Origin of the sequence: Lelliottia sp. WB101, from assembly GCF_003051885.1 — a bacterium.
GTDB lineage: Bacteria > Pseudomonadota > Gammaproteobacteria > Enterobacterales > Enterobacteriaceae > Enterobacter > Enterobacter nimipressuralis.
In genome coordinates this window covers 3,741,069-3,758,433 of the sequence record NZ_CP028520.1, presented here as the reverse complement: position 1 = coordinate 3,758,433, position 17,365 = coordinate 3,741,069, and the positions used below count along the sequence as shown (strand labels likewise).

Sequence of the window (17,365 nt, the reverse complement as noted above, 5' to 3'; positions counted from 1 at the left end):
ATGCTGTCGCGTCGGTTAGGTCGACTGAGCCGTTTTCGCAAAAATAAACGCCGCCTGCGTGAGCGCTTACGCCAGCGGATTTTTTTCAGAGACAGGGTGATGCCAGAAGGTATGGAAAAGCCAAGAGTCGTGGTACTGACCGGGGCGGGGATATCCGCCGAGTCCGGGATCCGGACGTTTCGCGCCACGGATGGATTGTGGGAAGAACATCGCGTCGAAGACGTAGCAACGCCGGAAGGCTTTGCCCGTAATCCTGAGCTGGTGCAGACGTTCTATAATGACCGCCGCCGTCAGCTACAGTCGCCGGAGATTGCGCCCAATGCGGCGCATCTGGCGCTGGCGAAGCTGGAAGAGGCGCTGGGCGACCGCTTCCTGCTGGTGACGCAGAATATTGACAACCTGCATGAACGCGCCGGGAATCACAATATCATCCACATGCACGGCGAGCTGCTGAAAGTGCGCTGCGCGTGGAGCGGTCAGGTTCTCGACTGGACCGGTGATATCACGCTCGATGACAAGTGCCATTGTTGCCAGTTCCCGTCACCTCTGCGTCCACACGTGGTGTGGTTCGGCGAAATGCCGCTGGGTATGGACGAGATCTACAGCGCGCTGGCGATGGCAGATGTGTTTATTGCGATTGGCACGTCAGGGCATGTCTATCCGGCGGCGGGTTTTGTGCATGAAGCACGGCTGCACGGTGCGCACACGGTTGAGCTGAATCTGGAACCGAGCCAGGTCGGCAGCGAGTTTGAAGAGAAACAGTATGGTCTGGCGAGCGTTGTGGTGCCAGATTTTGTCGAAAAGCTCTTGAAGGGATTGTAATTTTCCCGGCCCTCTTCGTAGGGAAGAGGGCCGGTTAACGCTATCGGCCTGCTTTTAACTTCTGATAATACTCTTCATAAATGCGGCTCGCGTCGCCCACATCGTTTTGCCATTCGCCTTTCTTCACGGTTTCCGCATCCGGATACAGTGATTTATCGTTCGCCACCTCTGGGCTAAGCAGCTTGCGTGCCGCCAGATTTGGCGTCGGATAGCCAATGGTTTCCGCCACCTGTTTTGCCACTTCAGGGCGCAGCAGGAAGTTAATCAGCTTCATCGCACCGTCGACGTTTTTGGCGTTAGACGGAATCGAGAGGCTGTCCATCCAGAAGATCCCGCCTTCTTTCGGCCAGACGACCTGAAGCGGCGTACCGGCCTGACGCGCAACGTACGCAGAACCGTTCCACACCATCCCCAGATTCACTTCGCCTTCCATATACGGGTTAGCCGGGTTATCGGAGTTAAACGCTGCTACGTTTGGCATCAGCTTTTTCAGCTCGTTATAGGCCGCTTCGATCTCTTTCGGGTCGGTGCTGTTACCGGAATAGCCCAGTTTGCGCAGCGCCATCTGGAACACTTCGCGCGCATCGTCCGTCAGCAGCAGGCTGCCTTTATACTCCGGTTTCCACAGGTCGGCCCAGCTGGTGACGGTTTTCGGGTCGATCTCGTCGCTGTTTACACCGATGGCGGTTGCGCCCCAGATGTAGGGGATAGAGTAATCATTATTCGGGTCGAACGGCTTGTTCAGCATCTCCGGATCGAGGTTGCCGAAGTGGGTTAATTTCGTCTTGTCGATCTTCTGGATCATGCCCTCTTTGCGCATTTTGTCGACGAAATAGGTGGACGGCACTACTACATCATAGGCGCCGTCTTTGTAGGTTTTGAGCTTGGCGTACATGGTTTCATTCGACTCGTAGGTCGAATAGATCACCTTGATCCCCGTCTCTTTGGTGAACTGTTCAAGCAGGCCTGGCGGCACATACTCGGTCCAGTTGTAGAAGTAGAGCGTCTTACTGTCGTCCGCGTGCGCGGCGCTCATGCCGATTGCGAGAGCACCTGCCGCGAGCAGGTGGCGTGACCATTTTTTCATTTTAACGTCCCCTGAGATTTCGTTGTATCACGAGCAATAATCTGGCTGGCAATCACCATCACCAGCGATAACACCAACAGAATCGTCGCCAGCGCGTTCACCTCCGGTGACACACCGACTTTCACCATTGAGTAGATTTTCAATGGCAGAATTTCATAGCTCGGCCCGGTGACAAAGGATGAGACCACCACGTCGTCCATCGACAGCGTGAAGCTCAAAAGCCATCCGGCAGCGACCGCCGGCATTGCCAGCGGCAGAATGATTTTGCGCAGAATGGTCATCTCACTCGCCCCCAGATCCTTCGCCGCTTCGAGCATTCGCACGTCAAAGCCCTTCAGACGCGAGTAAACCGTCACCACCACGAAGGGCAGGCAGAAGGTGATGTGCGAAAAGAGCAGCGACCAGAAGCCAAGCTGCAGGCCGATGAGCATAAACAGCACCAGCAGTGAAATCGCCATCACGATATCCGGCGACATCATCACCACAAACAGCATCCCGCTAACGAAAGGTTTACCGCGAAAACGGTAGCGGTAGAGCGCCACGGCGGTCAGCGAGCCAATCAGCGTGGCGAAGGTCGCCGACGCTATCGCCATCGTCAGTGAGTGCTGTGCCGCTTGCAGCAGGCTGTCGTTGTTCATCAGCAGGCTGTACCAGTTGGTGGTAAAGCCTTGCCAGTTGATCCCGAAACGTGAACTGTTAAACGAGTTCACGATCAAAATGATAATCGGAATATAAAGATAGGCGTAAATGGCGGTCATAAAACCGCCACGCAGCAGACGACCGATCATTCGAGATCTCCCTGTTTATTCAGCCAGCGGGAGGCGCGCCAGTAGACGAGCAGCATCAGGCCCATCACCACCGTCAGCGTAATGCTGGTGGCAGAGCCGAACGGCCAGTCGCGAATGTTCAGGAACTGACTTTTTATCACGTTGCCGATCAGCAGATTTTTCGCACCGCCCATCAGATCGGAGACGTAAAATAGCCCCATCGCCGGGAGCATCACCAGCAGACAGCCGGCAATAATGCCCGGCATGGTCAGCGGAATGATGATCCTGAGGAAGGTTTGTAGTTTGCTGGCACCCAGATCGCGTGCCGCTTCGAGCAGCGGTTTGTCGAGCTTTTCGATACTGGAATAGAGCGGCATCACCATAAACGGCAGCAGAATATAGACCAGACCGATAATCACCGCGCTCGGAGTAAACATGATGCGGATCGGTGTATCAATCACTCCCAGCCACAGCAGAAACTCGTTCAGATAACCTTTGGTACTGAGGAAAATCTTCAGGCCGTAGATGCGAATCAGCGAATTGGTCCAGAAGGGAACTATCAGCAGAAACAGCAGCAGCGGACGGACTTTTTGCGGCAGCCGGGCCAGAAACCAGGCGAAGGGATAGCCCAGCACCAGGCAGGCGAGGGTCGCAATCAGCGCCATGTTGAGTGAATGTAGCAGGACCTCAAAGTAGAGCGGGTCCAGCAGGCGTGCGTAGTTATCCAGCGTAAAGACCAGCTTGACGAAACTGGCGTCGTCGCGGGTCAAAAAACTGGTGCCAATGATCATCAGGTTGGGGAGGAAAACAAACAACACAAGCCAACCCACGATCGTGGCGATCACCACATTCTGGAATTTACTGGTGTTCTTCATCGGCCAGCACAACCTCCCAGCTCTCTACCCAGTTAACGACCATTTTCTGATCGAGCGGATGGTCAAAGTCCGGATCGTCCTCGTTAAAGAACTCGCTGACCATCACCATTTTGCCGTTTTCCAGCTCAACCACCGACTCCAGCGTCATCCCTTTGTAGTTACGCTCGCGGATGTAGCCGATAAGGCCTTCCGCATCAGCGGTGTCGTGGATTTCATCGACGCGCAGATCTTCCGGGCGCAGCATCACGTTGAGTTTCTGGCCCTTTTCGACCGCAAAATTAACGTAAATATTGCACTCGCGGCCTTCGACACTGGCGCGCACGCGCTGTTCGTCAAGACGCTCAATGACCGTTGCGTCAAAGATATTGATCTCGCCAATGAAGCTGGCCACAAACAGGTTTTTCGGCTCCTCGTAGATTTCACGCGGCGTGCCATCCTGCTCAATCTTGCCGTCGCGCATCACCACGATACGGTCCGACATGGTCAGGGCCTCTTCCTGATCGTGGGTGACGAACACAAAGGTAATGCCGAGCTTACGCTGCAACGCTTTCAGCTCGTTCTGCATCTGTTTGCGCAGCTTGTAATCGAGTGCGGAGAGGGACTCATCCAGCAGCAGCAGGCGGGGTTTGTTGACCACAGCGCGCGCAATGGCGACGCGCTGTTGCTGCCCGCCGGAGAGCTGATGCGGTTTGCGCTGGGCGAACTCGTCGAGCTGAACCATCCGCAGGGCGTCGTTCACCCGTGGGGTAATCTGATCGGCAGGGGTTTTCTGCATGCGCAGGCCGAATGCCACGTTTTCAAACACGGTCATGTGCGGGAAAAGGGCGTAGCTCTGGAAGACGGTATTAACGTGACGATGTTCAGCGGGAACATCGGTGATGTTCTGATTTTCGAGATGAATATGGCCGTTGTCGACACTTTCCAGTCCGGCAATCAGGCGCAGAACGGTTGTCTTGCCGCAGCCCGAGGGGCCGAGCAGCGTGAGAAACTCACCGTTATTGATAGTCAGGTTAAGATCGTCAATGACGGTTTTACCATCGAAACTTTTGCTGATCCCCGACAGAAGAACCAGCGGTGACAGTGTTCCCGGTTGTGTATTCAATTTTTGGCGCTGTCCCATATAAACGCGTCGGTGGGTTTACCGACTGCGGGGTTTGTGTGTAACCACCTTGGTGACTCTTAATGAGGGCGGTCATTCTACGGCAAACCACTGAAATCACCAATCCTTGTGACTGATTGATAAGCTACATTTATTAACGAATCACGACAAAATCGAAAATATTCTCGTTTACGGGATAAAAGTGACCTGACGCAATATTTGGGTTTTGATGCTTACTGATAATGTTGTCACAAAAAGTGAGGGTGACTGCATGGAAAAATTACTTGAGCGTTTTTTACAGTACGTTTCGCTGGATACCCAATCTAAAGCGGGTGTCCGACAGGTGCCGAGCACCGAGGGCCAGTGGAAGCTTTTAAACCTGCTGAAGGATCAGCTGGAAGAGCTTGGTCTGGTCAATGTGACCTTAAGCGAAAAGGGCACTGTGATGGGGACGCTGCCGTCGAACGTTAAAGGTTCGGTTCCGGCGATTGGCTTTATTTCTCACGTCGATACGTCACCTGATTTTAGCGGAAAGAACGTTAATCCGCAGATTGTCGAAAACTACCGGGGCGGCGATATCGCACTCGGTATCGGCGATGAGGTGCTCTCGCCGGTGATGTTCCCGGTGCTCCATCAGCTGCTGGGCCAGACGCTGATCACCACCGACGGTAAAACGCTGTTGGGCGCCGACGATAAAGCCGGTGTCGCGGAGATCATGACGGCGCTGGCGGTGCTGAAAGGCAAAAACATTCCCCACGGTGATATCCGTGTGGCCTTCACGCCGGACGAAGAGGTGGGCAAAGGGGCGAAACATTTCGACGTTGAGGCTTTCAATGCGAAGTGGGCCTACACCGTTGATGGCGGCGGCGTCGGAGAGCTGGAGTTTGAAAACTTTAACGCGGCTTCGGTGACCATCAAAATTGTCGGCAACAACGTGCATCCGGGGTCGGCGAAAGGGGTGATGGTCAACGCGCTGTCGCTGGCCTCGCGGATTCATGCGGAAGTCCCCGCTGAGGAAAGCCCGGAGCAGACCGAAGGCTATGAAGGCTTCTATCATCTCACCAGCATCAAAGGCACGGTGGACAGTGCGCAGATGCACTACATCGTTCGCGATTTTGACCGTAAGGCGTTCGAAGCGCGTAAGCGTAAGATGATGGAGATCGCCAAAAAGGTCGGCAAAGGGCTGCACCCGGATTGCTACATTGAGCTGATCATCGAGGACAGCTACTACAATATGCGCGAGAAGGTAATGGAGCATCCGCACATCCTGGATATCGCCCAGCAGGCGATGCGCGATTGCGACATCGAACCGCAGCTCAAACCCATTCGCGGCGGCACCGACGGCTCGCAGCTCTCCTTCATGGGATTGCCGTGCCCGAACCTGTTTACCGGCGGCTATAACTACCACGGCAAGCACGAGTTTGTGACGCTGGAAGGGATGGAGAAAGCGGTAAAAGTGATTGTGCGAATTGCGGAGCTGACAGCGAAGCAGTGAGAAAAACAGTGCCCGGTAAGCAAAGTGCTACCGGGCACTTGTGCACTCAGTCCTCGAAGAACCAGTAGCCGCTGTTCACCAGCGCCGCCAGCATGGCGAGGAATGACGGATCTTCCAGCGCATCGCCGAAGGTCTCAGCATTCAGAACCATATGGCTCGCCAGCGCTTCCAGCGCAGGACGGTGCGGGGAATCGAGCTTCTCGCCATTGACGAAGATATCGTCGCCAATGCGCAGTACGCGCAACCCACCCAAACGGACCAGCGAATCACCCTGTTGCAGGGCATCATAAATCTCATCTGGCTGATAAGGCGGCTCGGCGGGAGCGACATCCAGCTCGTGACGCGACTGGCTGACAAACTCCCCAAACCACTGACGGAAATGCTCCGGCTCGTTAATCAGGCCCAGCATCATCTCGCGCAGTTTATCCAGCTCCTGCGGCAGAATGTCGGCAGGGTGCTCGCGCGCAGGAACATCCGGATCGCTGTAGCGATGGCTGCCCAGCTCGCGCTGCAGAACATAATCAGCAAAGCCGCTGATCATCTCGCGCCCGCTCGGCGCACGGAAACCCACTGAGTAGTTAAGGGAGTTTTCCAGGGAATACCCTTCGTGCGGGAATCCTGGCGGGATATAGAGGATATCGCCCGGCTCCATCTCTTCGTCGATGATACCTTCAAACGGGTCGACCTGGAGCAGGTCCGGGTGCGGGCAGTGCTGTTTCATCGGCACTTTCTCGCCCACGCGCCAGCGACGGCGGCCGGTTCCCTGAATGATAAACACATCGTACTGATCGAGGTGCGGGCCAACGCCACCACCCGGAACAGAGAAGGAGATCATCAGATCGTCCATACGCCAGTCGGGCAGGGCGCGGAACGGATGCATCAGGGCTGCGGTCGGCTCATGCCAGTGGTTCACGGCCTGCACCAGCAGTGACCAGTTGGTCTCGCCGAGGTGATCGAAGCTCTCAAAAGGACCGTGGCTGACCTGCCATTTTCCATCCTGGTGGCTCACCAGGCGGCTGTCGACTTCGTTTTCCATGGCCAGGCCGGCCAGTTCATCCGGGGAGATGGGGTCGACAAAATTGCTGATCCCGCGTTTAAGAACGACAGGGCGTTTTTGCCAGTAGCGTTCGATAAACTCGGGCCAGTTAAGTGTTAAGTGATAATCCATAATTATATTTCCGCAGGCTCTTACTGACTCGGATTATAACGGAAGCGTAAGAGCCTGCGCGCGAGAATCTCGCTTTTTTCACATTCAGTACTAACTATCGTCAGAGGAGGGGTGCTGACGCCCAAAAATCGCCACCATCCGCGCACCGCCCAGCAGGCTATCGCTGGTTTCGATGCGCCCGGCATACTGGTCGACAATCTCCTGCGCGACGGATAGCCCAACGCCCTGACCAGGACGCAGCGTGTCGGCACGTTGGCCACGATCAAAGACCACGTCACGTTTGTTTTGCGGAATGCCGGGGCCGTCATCCTCAACGATAATGTGCAGCTCGTCGTCGGTCTGATGCGCGGAAACCTCGACAAACTCCAGGCAATATTTGCAGGCGTTATCCAGCAGATTGCCCATTACTTCCATAAAGTCATTCTTCTCGCCGACAAAACTGATCTCAGGCGAAATATCGAGGCTAATGTTCACCCCTTTACGTTGATAGACCTTATTCAGCGCTGACGTCAGGCTGTCCAGCAGGGGGGCGACGGGGTGCAGTTCTCGGCTGAGCAACGGGCTGCCCGAGCGCATACTGGCGCGGTGCAGGTAATACCCAATCTGCTGGGAGATGCGGCTGATCTGTTCTAGCATCACCGGCTCGGCGTCGTCCACGCTGAGCTTTGAGCTGCGCATGGATCGCAGCGTGCTTTGCATCACCGCAAGGGGCGTTTTCAGACTGTGGGTGAGATCCGTAAGCGTGGTGCGGTATTTATCGTAACGCTCACGCTCACTTTTCAGCAGGCGGTTAAGGTTTCGCACCAGGCTTGTCAACTCGCGAGTGGTCTGTGGATTGAGCTTATCCCGGTTGTGCTCTTCGAGTTCGCGAACCTCTTTCGCCAGCGATTCAATAGGACGCAGGCTCCACCAGGCGGCGATCCACAGCAGCGGGATCACCAGCAGCAGGTTAGCTGCCAGAACGTACACGAACCAGCTCCAGACCATATAGGAGCGTTTCAGCTCAACGGGAATGGTGTCGATCACCACAATCGTGAGCTGCGGCATATCCATGGTCGCCGGATAGAGATTGATCGCCACCGAGTGCGTCATCTCCGTATCGTCGTCATCCGCGCGGATTTCGTCGAGCTGACGCTGCATGGAGGCATCATTGCCGAGCAGGGAGCTGGTGGAATTCAGGTCGGCCTCTATTTCGTGGAAGCCGTTGGTTTTTAGCCACTCCGGACGAATACTTTTCTCCAGCCACGGGACATGTCGTTGCGCCCACAGCAGTTTGCCTTTCTCGTCGTAGATCAGCGCCATCGTCGGGCTTTGCCGGTCCAGGTTTTCCGGCATCTCCACGCTGATGCGATTATTTTCCCATTTGGCCAGAGTGTAGAAGAGATTGCTCTCGCCGCGCAGCAGGCGGAAGGTGGTTTTATCAAAGCTGACGCTGTAGCCAACCAGCGCCACCATGCCGTAGGCGAGGGAGAGGATCAGCACCACCGCGGCGGTAGCCAGTAAAAAGCGGACCCGCAGCGACAGCGGCAGTAAATGGCGAAGGATTTTCTTCATTTAGCGTAGTTCAAACAGGTATCCCTGACCCCTGACCGTGGTGATGACATCCTGCGGATATTGCGCCTGGATTTTTTTACGTAAACGGCCCATCAGCACATCAATGGTGTGGCTCTCGCGCAGTTCGGCGTCAGGATAGAGCTGGAGCATTAAAGAATCTTTGCTCACTACTTTACCGCTGTTGCGGATCAGCGTTTCCATAATGGTGTATTCAAACGCTGTCAGCTTAATGACTTCGTCATTGATGGAGAATTCGCGACGCGAGAGATCGACCTGGAACGGAGGAAGAGAGATCACCTGCGACGCCAGACCGCTGTTACGGCGCATCAGGGCCTGCATACGGGCAGACACTTCTTCGATATGGAACGGTTTGGTCACGTAATCGTCGGCGCCCGCGCTGAGCACTTCGACTTTATCCTGCCAGCCTTCACGGGCGGTTAAGACCAGCACCGGGAGGGAGACATCATGGCTGCGCCAGCGGCGGATCAGCGACAGACCATCTTCGTCCGGCAGCCCCAGATCGACGATGGCAATATCGGGCAGGTGCTCATTGAGATAATAATCCGCCTCTTTTGCGTCTTCCGCGTCGTCGACCTGATGCCCCATTTCCTGAAGCTGAACTTTCAGGTGATGACGTAGCAATGCATTATCCTCAACAACCAATACGCGCATCATCTCTTCTCCCTAAAATTAATGGTATGAATAGTTTAACGCTGATTATGTTGTTGTGGGGATAAACATTGAGTAAACCGCAGAGGAAGGAACCCTCTTTCCGGGCGGAAAGAGGGTGAGGGGAATTACTTCAGCTCATCAACCATAGCAATGGCACGACCGATGTAGTTCGCCGGCGTCATTGCTTTCAGGCGCGTTTTCTCTTCTTCTGGCACATCCAGACCGTCGATAAACTGCTTCATGCCTTCGGCGTCAACGCGCTTGCCGCGGGTCAGCTCTTTCAGTTTTTCATAAGGTTTTTCAATGCCGTAACGACGCATCACGGTCTGAATCGGCTCTGCCAGCACTTCCCAGTTGTGATCCAGTTCGTCCAGCAGACGGTCACGGTTCACTTCCAGTTTGCTCACACCTTTCAGGGTGGACTGGTAAGCGATCAGCGCATAGCCGATGCCGACGCCGAGGTTACGCAGCACGGTGGAGTCCGTCAGGTCACGCTGCCAGCGGGAGACCGGCAGTTTGCTCGCCATGTGTTGCAGCAGGGCGTTCGCCAGACCCAGGTTGCCTTCGGAGTTTTCGAAGTCAATCGGGTTCACTTTATGCGGCATGGTAGAAGAGCCGATTTCGCCCGCGATGGTTTTCTGTTTGAAGTGGTTCAGCGCCACGTAGCCCCACACATCGCGATCAAAATCGATCAGGATGGTGTTGAAGCGCGCGATGCAGTCAAACAGCTCGGCGATATAGTCGTGCGGCTCGATCTGGGTGGTGTACGGGTTCCACTGAATGCCCAGAGAGGTCACGAACTCTTCGCTGAACTGGTGCCAGTCCACTTCAGGGTACGCGGCGATGTGGGCGTTGTAGTTCCCGACCGCGCCGTTGATTTTGCCGAGGATCTCAACCTGCTCCAGCTGACGATACTGGCGCTCCATGCGGTAGGCCACGTTTGCCATCTCTTTACCCATCGTCGACGGTGTGGCTGGCTGACCGTGGGTACGGGAGAGCAGTGGAATATCACGGTATTGCACGGCCAGGTCTTTCACCGCGTCGATGATTTTGCGCCAGTAAGGCAGCACCACGTCCTGACGCGCGGTAGAGAGCATCAGCGCGTGAGACAGGTTGTTGATATCTTCTGAGGTGCAGGCGAAGTGGATGAACTCAGACACCGCGTGCAGCGCTGGAACGCTTTCTACTTTCTCTTTCAGGAAGTATTCAACCGCTTTTACGTCGTGGTTGGTGGTGCGCTCGATAGTTTTAATACGCGCCGCGTCTTCTTCGCTGAACTCCGCGACGATTTTATCAAGGTAATCGTTTGCCTGGGCGTCAAAAGCAGGAACTTCCTTGATTGCTGCCTGGGTAGCTAACTTTTGCAGCCAGCGCACTTCAACCTGTACACGGAACTTCAGCAGACCATATTCGCTGAAGATCCCGCGCAGCGCGCTGACTTTATCGCCGTAACGTCCATCGACAGGGGAAACGGCGGTCAGTGAGGATAATTCCATAATTCGCAACTCCGGGAGGTTAACAATGAGCAAGAATTTGTTTTGCCTGAGTCGTCAGGCGATTACGAGAGAACATTAACTGCAGTCGGCCACCGCCAACCTGTTGCCACAGCACGGCGGCACGAATTCCTGCCAGCAGCGAGGCGCGAACTTTCGCCTGTACCTGTGGGCTTTGCAGCACGGCAGGGGAGCCGGTGACCTGGATGCGTGGCCCAAGCGGGCTGATGACATCGACATAAATCGCGGCCATCGCACTCAGGAGGGTTTCGGACTGCAAATCAAAATGGTCGAGCTGACGCTGCAGCCCGGCGATGCGGTTGCCGAGCGTATCCATCGCACCTTTCGCGCTGTTGAGCTTACGCTCCAGCACCATCAGGCTCAACGTGTAGCGGGTCAGTTCTGCATTCAGCCCCTGGCGGTTGCTGGCATTGAGCACGCCGAGCAGGGTTTCGAGACCGAGGCGAAGATTCGTTTCACTGCCACCGAACACACCGAGCGTAGAGCCGGGGTTAAGGTCGATAACGCTGTTGAGCGAAACGTGCAGCGCGTCAGCATCGCAATGACCCTGATGCGCCAGCTGTTGCACCAGACGGGCAGACTGGCAAATTCCTGCCAGTGCCAGGGTGATGTCATAATAATTCTTCGCCACACAGGCTCCTTTTGGTGTGCAATCGGTTTAAACAGCGGCCAGCGGTAGACGCTGTTCAATGATCCCGCCGCCGAGGCAGATTTCGCCGCTGTAGAAGACGGCGGACTGGCCAGGCGTAACGGCAGAGACAGGCTCGTCGAAACGCACTTCGATGCGTTCGTTATCAATAGCCGTTACGGTGCAGGGAATATCAGTCTGACGATAGCGGGTTTTCACCGTGCAGCGCAGGGTGCCGGTGAACGGTTCGCGATCGACCCAGTGCAGCTGCTGGGCAATAAGGCCGACGGACATCAGACGCGGATGTTCGTGCCCCTGAGCCACAACCAGAATATTGTTTTCAACGTCTTTATCGACCACGTACCACGGTTCTTCGCTGCCGTCTTTGGTGCCGCCGATGCCCAGCCCTTTACGCTGGCCGAGGGTGTGATACATCAGACCCTGATGCTCGCCGACGTCATCGCCGTCAACGGTGATAATTTTGCCCGGCTGCGCAGGCAGATAGCGGCCTAGGAATTCGCGGAATTTACGTTCGCCGATAAAGCAGATGCCGGTAGAGTCTTTTTTCTTCGCGGTAATAAGATCCAGATCTTCAGCGATTTTACGCACTTCCGGTTTTTCCAGTTCACCGACCGGGAACAGGCTTTGCGCAATCTGCTCGTGGCCCAGGGTGTAGAGGAAGTAGCTCTGATCTTTGTTACCGTCGAGACCGCGCAGCAGCTGGCTTTTGCCATCCACATCGGCGCGACGCACGTAATGGCCGGTCGCGATAAAATCCGCGCCCAGATCTTCGGCAGCGAATTCGAGGAACGCCTTGAATTTGATCTCTTTGTTGCAGAGGATATCCGGGTTCGGGGTGCGGCCCGCTTTGTACTCTTCGAGGAAGAGTTCGAACACGTTGTCCCAGTACTCTGCAGCAAAGTTTACGGTATGCAGCTCAATGCCGAGTTTGTCGCACACGGCCTGCGCATCCGCAAGATCCGCCGCAGCCGTGCAATATTCCTCGCCATCATCTTCCTCCCAGTTCTTCATGAACAGGCCTTCCACCTTATAACCCTGCTGTTGCAACAGGTAGGCGGAAACGGAGGAATCGACACCGCCGGACATGCCGACGATTACTTTTTTCTGGCTGTTATCTGACATGGAATACTCACGACATTGAACTTAAAGGCGGCGTATTCTATCACGCGCCCCCGGTGTTGGCACCCTCTGTAAACGGCCAGTTAAATTCCGCGATCACCTCAAGCGGCAAGCGGCTGCCGGACTGGTAGCAACGAATACTTTCGGCAACCAGCGGTGAGCGGAGGTTTGGGGCATTCAGGATCTCCTCAGCAGTGACCCACAGGCAGCGATCGATGTCGTCATCGTGCGGCTCAGTGGCGCACATTTCGTTAAGTTCGACGACGAACAAAAAGCGCAGGAAGGGGGTGCGATCGGGTGCGATCCACTGATGCAGACGAACAAAATGCTGCGGCTCGGCATGAATGCCGGTCTCTTCCCACAGCTCACGGCGGGCGGCCTGCACCAGGGTTTCGTCGGCTTCGAGATGGCCTGCAGGCTGGTTCCACAGCGCTTTGCCGTTGATGGTCTCTTCTACGACCAGAAATTTTCCTTCGGCGTGAACTACGCAGGCGACGGTAACGTGTGGTTTAAACATCTGTTCTCCTTAGATTGAATCGATCGGGATCTCTCGCCACTCACCGGACGCCAGCGTGTCCAGCGTCAGGGAACCCATCGCATAGCGTATCAGACGCAAGGTTGGGAAACCGACATGCGCCGTCATGCGTCGCACCTGTCGATTCCGTCCTTCGTATAAGGTGATTTTCAACCAGCTGGTGGGGATAGTTTTGCGCTCGCGAACGGGCGGATTGCGCGGCCACAACCACTGCGGTTCCTCGACCCGTTCGACGCCTGCGGGCAGGGTGGGGCCATCATTGAGCGTAACGCCATTACGCAGAGCCTCTATCGCATCCTGCGTCGGCTCGCCTTCTACCTGCACGTAGTAAATTTTGCCGGTACGTTTGCCTGGCTGAGTCAGCTGCGCCTGGAGCTGACCGTCATTGGTGAGCACCAGCAGCCCTTCGCTGTCGCGGTCCAGACGGCCTGCGGCATAAATTCCTTGTAACGGGATGTAATCTTTTAGCGTGCTGCGTCCCGCCTCGTCTGTGAACTGCGGCAGCACATCGTAGGGTTTATTGAAGATAACCAGCCGCTTCGGTCCAGTGTCAGGCTTTTTTTTGGCGTTGCGTCGGGTGCTGAATCGTTCAACTTGGTGATTTCTAAAAGAAGTTTTGTTCATAGTGTTTTCAGAATGAATGTATTCACGCATTATAACGGAAATTCATGAGTGATTGGCGCGAGCCAGATATTCGAGTAGTATGAGGTCGCATATTACAACTCATTAACAAAAAACCAGAAGCGCTCGAAGGAGAGGTTAATGGAAAGCAAAGTAGTCGTTCCGGCGGAAGGTAAGAAGATCACCCTACAAGATGGCAAACTGAACATCCCTCACAACCCAATCATTCCTTTCATTGAAGGTGATGGTATCGGTGTGGATGTGACGCCAGCCATGATTAAAGTGGTGGATGCCGCCGTGCAGAAAGCCTATAAGGGCGAGCGGAAAATTTCCTGGATGGAAATCTATACCGGCGAAAAATCTACCCAACTGTATGGCCAGGATGTCTGGCTGCCAGAAGAAACGCTGGACCTGATTCGTGATTACCGCGTTGCCATCAAAGGCCCGCTGACTACCCCGGTCGGTGGCGGTATTCGTTCCCTGAACGTGGCACTGCGTCAGCAGCTTGACCTGTACGTCTGTCTGCGCCCGGTGCGCTACTACGCAGGCACGCCAAGCCCGGTGAAACACCCTGAACTGACCAACATGGTTATCTTCCGTGAAAACTCCGAAGACATCTATGCGGGTATCGAGTGGAAAGCCGACAGCGCCGAAGCTGAAAAAGTGATCAAATTCCTGCGTGATGAGATGGGCGTGACGAAGATTCGTTTCCCTGAACATTGCGGTATCGGTATCAAGCCGTGCTCCGAAGAAGGCACTAAACGCCTGGTTCGTGCAGCCATCGAATACGCTATCACCAACGATCGTGATTCCGTGACCCTGGTTCACAAAGGCAACATCATGAAGTTCACCGAAGGCGCTTTCAAAGACTGGGGTTACCAGTTAGCGCGTGAAGAGTTCGGCGGTGAGCTGATCGACGGCGGCCCATGGGTGAAAATCAAAAACCCAAATACCGGCAAAGAGATCGTGGTCAAAGACGTGATCGCCGATGCGTTCCTGCAGCAGATCCTGCTGCGTCCAGCTGAATACGACGTGATCGCCTGTATGAACCTGAACGGTGACTACATCTCCGACGCCCTGGCAGCCCAGGTTGGCGGTATCGGTATCGCCCCAGGCGCAAACATCGGTGACGAGTGCGCACTGTTCGAAGCAACCCACGGTACAGCACCTAAGTATGCAGGCCAGGATAAAGTGAACCCAGGTTCCATCATCCTTTCCGCAGAAATGATGCTGCGTCATATGGAATGGTTCGAAGCCGCAGACCTGATCGTTAAAGGTATGGAAGGCGCGATCAACGCGAAAACCGTAACTTACGATTTCGAACGTCTGATGGAAGGCGCTAAGCTGCTGAAATGCTCAGAGTTTGGTGACGCGATTATCGCGAACATGTAATCCAGATTCTGGGTTAAAAGAAAGCGGGAGCCGATGGGCTCCCGTTTTTTTTCGAATTAACACGGTTACCAACATTCATTATCAAAAGAGATCATTTTTTTTCTTATAACGGCCAAGGCAGGGCGGGCAGCACCACTCCATGGTGCTGAGCGCAAAAACGCTTTCACGGGTGGACGAACGATCCGATGAGGGGCTGGTCTGTTATATGGAATCCAGCTTCATCATTCCCTCATGCAATGTAATCTGAGGGTTATAGCCCAGCTCCTTTCGGGCTTTGCTAATGTCGAGGGTCACTTCGACGGCAGAGGTGGCGTAGGTTTGCAGATTTAACGGGCTGGTAACACGGCCCCTGGTGAGGCGGAATAAGCCGTCCCCCAGATAGGCAAGTATCCTGACCAGACTGCGCGGAACGCGCTTATCCGGAGCCGTTATGCCCTGAGTGGCGAGCAGTTGGCTGACGAAATCACGAAAAGTATGAGGTTCACCGTCGGTGAGGAAATACACCTCTCCGCTTTTGCCGTATTCGGCTGTACGGCTGATGCCATCGCAGAGATTATCAATGTGGGTCGTTGAAGTCAGGTAGTTGCCGCCGTCAATCCAGGCAAATTTCCCGGAGGAAACCGCCGCGACAAGCTGTGGCAGGGCGGTAGTGTCGCCTTTTCCCCAGACAAATCGTGGGCGCACCACGCTGACGCAGAAATTTTCATTTGCCTGCGCAAAGGCTGCCTGCTCGGCGGCTGCTTTACTTCGGCTATACGCCCCAGCAAATTTTTGTGGCAGGGGATGTGTCTCAGAGGCCATTTGCAGCGGCGCACCTGTCAATAAAACCGACTCGGTACTGATGTGTACAGCTCGCGTAACGCCCGCCAGGCGTGCTGCCGTAAACAGCTTTTCGGTCCCTTCAACGTTGACCTGCCATTGTTCTGCCGATTCATATCCATGTGACGTATCGGCAGCCGCGTGAATGAGAAGGTCGCAACCCGTGAGGGCATCCACCAGGTCTGTTTCGCACAATGAACCGTAGACTGGCGCTCCATCCACGTGGCGAATGATTTCGGCTGCAGCCTTGCTTCTGGCTAGCGCCCGGACATCTGCCCCCGCTTCGCGATAATGGCGAATGATGTTTCTGCCGACAAAACCACTGCCGCCGGTGACGAATACTCGGCGTTGGGCCATGGCGGCCTTTAAATCGTGCGGATGTTTAGTCATCTGAAGTCTCCGGGTGTGGCGAAGAAGGTACATTTTGCTCCGCGAGCCAGCTGAGTTCCTCGAGGATTTGTGACCGTTCCACGTCGGTCCATTTATGGAAATCGAGAAAATCGAGAAACTTAAAACCTTCAAGCGCCAGATAGGCCAATAGTGCACCGCGAGGCTGGGCAGAGGTCGTAATGATGCGTTGAATAACGTCATCCTGATGCTGTTGCATGGTTTTTCGCAGTTCAGGATTCAGAATCAGCGCAGAACTGAGGTTTAACGCGACCGGGCGGAACTCCTCCGGTGGTGGCGTTTTAGCGACCTCAATACGGCCTTTTAGCGCTAAGCTGTCTACGTCCCCCAACTGCAACTCTGCGTCCTGATGAATGCTGTCATCACGCTTCATTGCGCGCGTCACCAGCGCCTCCAGCAGCGCCTGTTTGGTTTTATGCACGTACAGCACGCTGGCCTTGCTAATCCCTGCCTGATGCGCGACGGCGTCAATCGTCAGGTTAGCCACGCCGATTCGGGCCATTACCGCTTCCGCCGCATCGAGAATGCTGTCGGTGCTGATCTCTTTTCTGCGTCCCATCATTCACCTTATTTATTTAAACATCCGGTCGGATATTAATTGCATTACGTTTGCCGCGCAACAGATATCCTGAAGAGAACAGCAGGTTAGGGATCAGCAAAACATGAGAGTCTCAGGCGGTGAAAGCGATGCGGCGTCGTGCGCATATGTTTGATGCAGGAAGGTGATTAAGAGCATCCAGCCCTCTGTAAAAACGTGTTGCATTTTACT

17 protein-coding genes are annotated in these 17,365 nt (G+C 55.0%); 3 read left to right on the top strand and 14 right to left on the bottom strand.

Annotated elements, in window-relative coordinates; genetic code table 11:
- A complete protein-coding gene (gene cobB / locus DAI21_RS18255; RefSeq protein WP_102103460.1) occupies positions 1–822 on the top strand; it encodes a Sir2 family NAD+-dependent deacetylase in 822 nt (273 codons plus the stop codon).
- A gap of 40 nt (positions 823–862) precedes the next feature.
- Here cobB and potD read toward each other — a convergent pair whose 3' ends face one another.
- Genes potD through potA form a run of 4 tightly spaced genes read right to left on the bottom strand, consistent with a single transcriptional unit; the run spans position 863 to position 4,671 of the window.
- Positions 863–1,909: a spermidine/putrescine ABC transporter substrate-binding protein PotD gene (gene potD / locus DAI21_RS18250; protein WP_102103461.1), complete on the bottom strand. Its 1,047-nt coding sequence runs from the start codon at positions 1,907–1,909 to the stop codon at positions 863–865.
- Complete coding sequence (gene potC, locus DAI21_RS18245; protein ID WP_100780556.1) at positions 1,906–2,697, bottom strand: spermidine/putrescine ABC transporter permease PotC; 792 nt, start codon at positions 2,695–2,697, stop codon at positions 1,906–1,908. Before potC ends, potD begins: the two co-directional genes overlap by 4 nt.
- Positions 2,694–3,551 (bottom strand): spermidine/putrescine ABC transporter permease PotB, encoded by an 858-nt coding sequence (potB, locus tag DAI21_RS18240; RefSeq protein WP_102103462.1) that lies wholly within the window; start codon positions 3,549–3,551, stop codon positions 2,694–2,696. Before potB ends, potC begins: the two co-directional genes overlap by 4 nt.
- The gene (gene potA, locus DAI21_RS18235; protein ID WP_107703861.1) at positions 3,535–4,671 is read right to left on the bottom strand and encodes a spermidine/putrescine ABC transporter ATP-binding protein PotA; all 1,137 of its coding nucleotides are present in this window, start codon (positions 4,669–4,671) and stop codon (positions 3,535–3,537) included. The genes potB and potA overlap by 17 nt, the downstream gene beginning before the upstream one ends.
- Before the next feature lie 250 nt (positions 4,672–4,921).
- On the opposite strand from potA, the gene pepT reads away from it, so the two are divergent.
- Entirely contained in the window at positions 4,922–6,145 is a 1,224-nt protein-coding gene (gene pepT, locus DAI21_RS18230; RefSeq protein ID WP_100780553.1) for a peptidase T, read from the top strand.
- 46 nt (positions 6,146–6,191) lie between these two features.
- Here pepT and DAI21_RS18225 read toward each other — a convergent pair whose 3' ends face one another.
- The 8 genes from DAI21_RS18225 to rluE all read right to left on the bottom strand — a co-directional run bounded on the left by DAI21_RS18225 (position 6,192) and on the right by rluE (position 14,010).
- Positions 6,192–7,313, bottom strand: coding sequence for a cupin domain-containing protein (locus DAI21_RS18225; RefSeq protein WP_107703860.1), 1,122 nt, complete (start codon positions 7,311–7,313; stop codon positions 6,192–6,194).
- 90 nt (positions 7,314–7,403) lie between these two features.
- Positions 7,404–8,867: a two-component system sensor histidine kinase PhoQ gene (gene phoQ / locus DAI21_RS18220; protein WP_102103464.1), complete on the bottom strand. Its 1,464-nt coding sequence runs from the start codon at positions 8,865–8,867 to the stop codon at positions 7,404–7,406.
- On the bottom strand, positions 8,868–9,539 hold the full coding sequence (gene phoP, locus DAI21_RS18215) for a two-component system response regulator PhoP (protein ID WP_100780550.1): 672 nt from the start codon (positions 9,537–9,539) through the stop codon (positions 8,868–8,870).
- 125 nt (positions 9,540–9,664) lie between these two features.
- Positions 9,665–11,035: an adenylosuccinate lyase gene (purB, locus tag DAI21_RS18210; protein WP_102103465.1), complete on the bottom strand. Its 1,371-nt coding sequence runs from the start codon at positions 11,033–11,035 to the stop codon at positions 9,665–9,667.
- A 19-nt stretch (positions 11,036–11,054) separates the two neighbouring features.
- Positions 11,055–11,684 carry a high frequency lysogenization protein HflD gene (hflD, locus tag DAI21_RS18205; protein WP_100780548.1) on the bottom strand — a complete coding sequence of 210 codons (630 nt, stop codon included), beginning with the start codon at positions 11,682–11,684 and terminating at the stop codon, positions 11,055–11,057.
- 27 nt (positions 11,685–11,711) lie between these two features.
- A complete protein-coding gene (gene mnmA, locus DAI21_RS18200) occupies positions 11,712–12,824 on the bottom strand; it encodes a tRNA 2-thiouridine(34) synthase MnmA (RefSeq protein ID WP_107703859.1) in 1,113 nt (370 codons plus the stop codon).
- Positions 12,825–12,864: 40 nt separating this feature from the next.
- A complete protein-coding gene (locus tag DAI21_RS18195; RefSeq protein ID WP_100780546.1) occupies positions 12,865–13,338 on the bottom strand; it encodes an NUDIX hydrolase in 474 nt (157 codons plus the stop codon).
- A gap of 9 nt (positions 13,339–13,347) precedes the next feature.
- A complete protein-coding gene (gene rluE / locus DAI21_RS18190) occupies positions 13,348–14,010 on the bottom strand; it encodes a 23S rRNA pseudouridine(2457) synthase RluE (RefSeq protein WP_107703858.1) in 663 nt (220 codons plus the stop codon).
- Between the two features lie 108 nt (positions 14,011–14,118).
- Between rluE and icd the strand changes: the two genes are divergently transcribed.
- Complete coding sequence (gene icd, locus DAI21_RS18185; RefSeq protein WP_102103468.1) at positions 14,119–15,369, top strand: NADP-dependent isocitrate dehydrogenase; 1,251 nt, start codon at positions 14,119–14,121, stop codon at positions 15,367–15,369.
- A 201-nt stretch (positions 15,370–15,570) separates the two neighbouring features.
- On the opposite strand, the gene DAI21_RS18180 is transcribed toward icd, so the two are convergent.
- Together DAI21_RS18180 and DAI21_RS18175 are read right to left on the bottom strand one after the other, a co-directional pair.
- Positions 15,571–16,578, bottom strand: a complete 1,008-nt coding sequence (locus DAI21_RS18180) for an NAD(P)-dependent oxidoreductase (protein ID WP_107703857.1) — start codon at positions 16,576–16,578, stop codon at positions 15,571–15,573.
- Positions 16,571–17,158 (bottom strand): TetR/AcrR family transcriptional regulator, encoded by a 588-nt coding sequence (locus DAI21_RS18175; RefSeq protein WP_199908231.1) that lies wholly within the window; start codon positions 17,156–17,158, stop codon positions 16,571–16,573. The genes DAI21_RS18180 and DAI21_RS18175 overlap by 8 nt, the downstream gene beginning before the upstream one ends.
- Positions 17,159–17,365 lie beyond the last annotated feature (207 nt).